At 66.4% G+C, this 4,629-nt stretch carries 5 protein-coding genes and 1 pseudogene; all 6 read left to right on the forward strand.

The window, feature by feature from the left end; translation table 11 throughout:
- Nucleotides 1-401: 401 nt before the first annotated feature.
- Nucleotides 402-1,820, forward strand: coding sequence for a flagellar filament capping protein FliD (gene fliD / locus AB4Y84_RS13770; protein ID WP_140227010.1), 1,419 nt, complete (start codon nucleotides 402-404; stop codon nucleotides 1,818-1,820).
- Between the two features lie 129 nt (nucleotides 1,821-1,949).
- Nucleotides 1,950-2,366, forward strand: a complete 417-nt coding sequence (gene fliS, locus AB4Y84_RS13775; protein ID WP_089241027.1) for a flagellar export chaperone FliS — start codon at nucleotides 1,950-1,952, stop codon at nucleotides 2,364-2,366.
- A complete protein-coding gene (locus tag AB4Y84_RS13780) occupies nucleotides 2,363-2,656 on the forward strand; it encodes a hypothetical protein (RefSeq protein ID WP_025879004.1) in 294 nt (97 codons plus the stop codon). Before fliS ends, AB4Y84_RS13780 begins: the two co-directional genes overlap by 4 nt.
- The gene (locus AB4Y84_RS13785) at nucleotides 2,653-3,231 is read left to right on the forward strand and encodes a PilZ domain-containing protein (protein WP_108267540.1); all 579 of its coding nucleotides are present in this window, start codon (nucleotides 2,653-2,655) and stop codon (nucleotides 3,229-3,231) included. The genes AB4Y84_RS13780 and AB4Y84_RS13785 overlap by 4 nt, the downstream gene beginning before the upstream one ends.
- Before the next feature lie 91 nt (nucleotides 3,232-3,322).
- Nucleotides 3,323-3,955 (forward strand): response regulator, encoded by a 633-nt coding sequence (locus tag AB4Y84_RS13790; RefSeq protein WP_025879002.1) that lies wholly within the window; start codon nucleotides 3,323-3,325, stop codon nucleotides 3,953-3,955.
- A 300-nt stretch (nucleotides 3,956-4,255) separates the two neighbouring features.
- Nucleotides 4,256-4,629, forward strand: a pseudogene (locus AB4Y84_RS13795) (RNA polymerase factor sigma-54); the annotation flags it as partial.

The raw sequence follows: 4,629 nt of genomic DNA on the forward strand, positions 1-4,629 counted from the left end.
GTAGCGGCAACCCGACAGCCACGGCGTACTCAGGTGCCGGCCATGCCCGGCCCGGGAAGATTCCCGAACCGGCTTGGCATCGCCCGCCCCTGCGGACCTCTCTTTCAGCGTTGTGCATGTTGACTGTACGTACCGGGCGGCTTCGTCTCCCCCCGATTGTCAGTAGCCTGATCCCTCCCCTGCATTGGGGGAGGGTTTTTTACAGACCCCCGGCAGCCCGCGGTGAACCCACCCGCACCCTGCCCCAGACCTCCTGCAACCGGCGTGCCAGAACCGCCCCACCAGCCAGTGGCACGGCGCATGCATCAACGAAGTCCTCAAGACCCAGCGGCACAGGCCGCTATTTTCGTTGACGACGGGCCGCCGTACGACGGCCAGGCCCGTATACCAGGAGAAACGACGTGGCAGACTTTGGATACGGTGGCATTGGCTCAGGGCTGGACATCTCCAGCATCGTCAACCAGCTGGTCGCAGCGGACCGCAAGCCGGCCGACAATGCGCTGAACCTGCAGCAGTCCAAGACCAAGATGCAGCTGTCGTCGCTCGGCACGGTCACCTCGGCCTTCGACAAGCTGAAGACCGCCCTGACCGCATTGAAGGCCACCACCGCCTTCGACACCCGCACCGTCAGCGCAACCGGCAAGGCCGGACCCAACAACGCCAACGACGTACTGACAGCGTCTGTAGCGCTGTACGACGTAGGCACCACGAAGGCTGCCGCGTCCAACGGCACGCATCTGGTCGAGGTGAAGAACCTGGCATCGGCGCACAARCTGATCGCCGACACCTCCATGCCCAAGACCGACACCTTCGGTGCCGGAACCTTGACGCTCACCGTTGGGGTGGGTGACAAGGCCAAGACCATGAACATCCAGGTGGAGGAAGGCGACACCCTCACCACCGTCCGCAACAAGATCGACGCCGCTGGCCGCAAGGAAGGCGTGCAGGCGACGCTGATCAGCTCCGGCGACAACCAGTACCTGTCCATCGCCCAGGAAAAGACCGGCGCAGCCAGCGCAATCAAGCTGGAATACGCCGGCAGTGATCCGAAGCTGGGCGCGCTGGTCGGCAGCCTGAAGGAAAACAGTCCCGCCAAGGATGCGCTGCTGACCATTGATGGTGTGGAAGTGGTGAGTGCCAGCAACACCGTGGCCGATGCCGTGCCAGGCCTGACCCTGAACCTGAAGGAACAGGGCAAGAGCACGGTCGTCATCAGCACCGACACCACCGCCGCAACCAAGGTGATGCAGGAGTTCGTCACCGCCTACAACGCGGCCGTCGCGGCGATCAACACCGAAACCAAGTACGACCCGAAGACCAAGGAAGCCGCCGCGCTGACCGGCGATGCGCAGATGCGGGGTGCGATCGCGCAGCTGCGTTCGACGATGTCCGGCGTGCTCAAGGACCTGGCAGGCGACCAGCTGGACGCCAAGGCACTGGGCCTGCAGACCCGCGGCTATCCCAACGCCGATGGCACCCTGGTGCTGGACAGCACCAAGTTCGCCGCAGCCCTCGCCGCGCAGCCGGAGAAGATCCGCCAGGCGGTCACCGGCGATACCGGTGGTGCCGGCCGGCTGTACTCACTGGTGGACGGCTACGTCAGCACCACGGTCGGCAAGGAAGGCGCCTTCGTCGCCCGCACCAAGGGGCTGAACACCACGCTGGACAACATCGACAAGCGCCGCAAGGACCTGGACGCGCGCATGGTCGGTGTCGAGGCCCGTTACAAGAAGCAGTTCGTGGCATTGGACAGCCTGATGGGCAAGCTGCAGCAGAGCAACACCGCCCTGCAGCAGCAGCTGGCCCAGTTGAACCGCTGAGGAAACACGCACGGCGCTCAAGTTTGGCGCCGTACGCACCGATAACGGACGCAACAGCAATCATCGCAGTGCCGGCGTCAACGGTCCCTTCGACCGCACCCCGGCACCCCGCGCAAGGGAGAATCACGAATGTACGGTTCCAGCCGTCAGTACGCCGAGCAATACCGCCAGGTGGGTGTGACCAGTGCGGTCGCCGATGCCGATCCGCACAAACTGGTGGCGCTGCTGCTGTCCGGCGCACTGGAGCGCGTGCGCCGTGCACAGGCCACCCTCGAGCAAGGCGACCAGGCCGGCAAGGGCAAGGCGATCGGCGAAGCATGCGCCATCGTCGCCCACCTCAACGGCTCGCTGGACCATGAAGCCGGTGGTGAGATCGCCGGCAATCTGTCGGCGCTGTACGACTACCTGCTGCAGCGCCTGACCGAGGCCAACCTGCACAACGACCGCGCCGCGCTGGACGAATCGCTGCAGCTGCTGGGCGAGATCGACGGTGCCTGGAATGCCATTCCGCACGAGCAGCGCCGTCCGGCGGCGGTGGCGCCATGAGCCTGCTTGAACTCAACGCGCAGCTGGATGCATTCGAGAAGGCCCTCGACGAAGAGGCCTTCGAACAGGCCGACAGCCTGCTTGATGGCCATGACAGCACCCTGCACGCACTGCTGAGCCAGCCGCTGGGCAGCGCCGACCACGCGCCGCTGTCGGCCCTGCTGGAGCGCCAGCAGAGCCTGCTTGGCCTGCTGCGCCAGCGTCGAGACGCAGTCTCCGTGCAGATGCAGGACGGCCGCCGCTCCCTTCGCGCCGCGCATGCCTACCTGCAGGCAGAATCGCTGGCATGACCGTCCTGCCGACCACGTCCCTGCATCATCCGGCCGAAAGCGAGCTGTTCGACGAAACGCTCAGCTGCGAACTGGCCTTGCCCGCCGAGTTCCAGGCCGGCAGCGCAGTGGGCCGGACCAGTAGTGCCGAAGGCCTGCTGCGCAGCCTGGCACTGGTCGAAGACAGCCGCGCCGACGAACACGAAGAACGCAGCGAAGCCAGCCTGCAACTGCAGCGCCTGGAGGCCAAGGTGGACCTGACCATGGTCCTGCTCGGCCGCCTGATCCGCCAGCAGGGCCAGGAACCGACGCTGCGCCCTGTGCGCTGGTCGCGCCGCGGCATCCGCCTGCAGCTGGGCCCGCGCAGCGGCAGCCTGCCCGGCCAGGCCGGCGTAGTCCGCCTGCAACCCAGCGACTGGCTGCCCGACCATATCGACCTGCCAGTGGAAGTCATCGCCGAAGCGGCCGATGGCGGTGGTGGTCACTATCTGTGGCTGCGCTTCCATCGCCTCGGCGATGGCCTGGAAATGGCGATGGAACGGCATCTGTTCCGGCTGCACCGCCGGCAGGTGGCCGAGGCCCGCCGCGCACGCTGAAATCTGCCACCATGCAGGCGGACGGACAGCCCTTGGCGTGCCCGTTCAGCTAAGTTAAGGTGGACCCCCCTCCCCAACCTCCAGCGTGCCTGTGCGAGTTCTCATCGTCGACGATCACACCCTGGTTCGCGCCGGCCTGGCGCGGCTGCTGCAGGGGTTTGCCGACGTGCAGCTCGTCGCCGAGGCCAGCAATGCCGAACAGGCACTGCAGATGGCCCTGCAGCACGCACCGGACGTGGTGTTGATGGACCTGTCGCTGCCCGGCCGCACCGGCCTGGAAGCGCTGAGCGACATCCGCCTGCGCGCACCCGGTACGCGCATCGTGATGATGACCATGCACGACGACGCCGCCCACGTGCGCGACGCCCTGGATCGGGGTGCCGTCGGCTTCGTGGTCAAGGATGCCGCACCGCAGGAGCTGGAACTGGCGCTGCGTGCCGCGCATGCCGGCCAGGTATTCCTGAGCCCGCAGATCTCGGCCAAGATGCTGGCGCCGATGCTCGGTCGCGAAAAGCCGACCGGCATTGCCGCACTGTCGCCGCGCCAGCGCGAGATCCTTCGCCGCATCGGCAAGGGCGAGAGCAACAAGGAAATCGCCGCCGATCTTGGCATCAGCGTCAAGACGGTGGAGACCCATCGCGCACGCATGATGGAATCGCTGGGTTGCCGTCGCGCCAATGATCTGCTGCTGCTCGCCGCGCGCCACCAGCACGAACTGGAATGACGTCCCCGCGTCGGCGGTGACGCCGCGGCGCCACTGGCAGGGCCGGCGCCGAAATACCGTCACCCACGCGCATCCCGACGGGATTCCGTACAGCACGCACGACCTGCCGCCATGGCCGCTGACCACGAATCAATGACTTGGCGGGCGTAATCGTCAAAATCCCGCGCTTGCGTAGGGGTTTTCCCTACACGGTGTCGGGAGCACCACCAACACCCTCAGGAACCCCCCGATTCCGCCCTTGCCGGATCAAAAGCAAGATGTGTTCCACAAGGCGTCGGGGAGCGGCGCCGGGGAACCACGATGAAGGCTTCACTCTCGACCCAGCTGGGCCAACAACTTCACCTCACCCCGCAGTTGCTGCAGTCGATCCGGCTGCTGCAGCTCGACGGCCTGCACCTGGAACAGGAAATCCAGCGCCTGCTGGACTCCAATCCGCTGCTGGAAATCGAAGACGCCGAAGCGCCCGCCGCCGAAGCTACCGATCCGGCCACCACCACGCTGGATACGGCCGCGTTCGACGAACTGCCCGAATCCTCGATGTGGGAGGTGTCCGGCGCCAACTGGCAGGACGGCGACGACGACCGCATGGCGCGCATCGCCGCGGGCGAGTCGAGCGACCCGCAGCTGCGCGTGCTGCAGCGCCTGGCGCTGGACCTGGACGAGCACGAACTGGC

Origin of the sequence: Stenotrophomonas sp. 2YAF22, from assembly GCF_052114665.1 — a bacterium.
Lineage (GTDB): Bacteria > Pseudomonadota > Gammaproteobacteria > Xanthomonadales > Xanthomonadaceae > Stenotrophomonas > Stenotrophomonas indicatrix.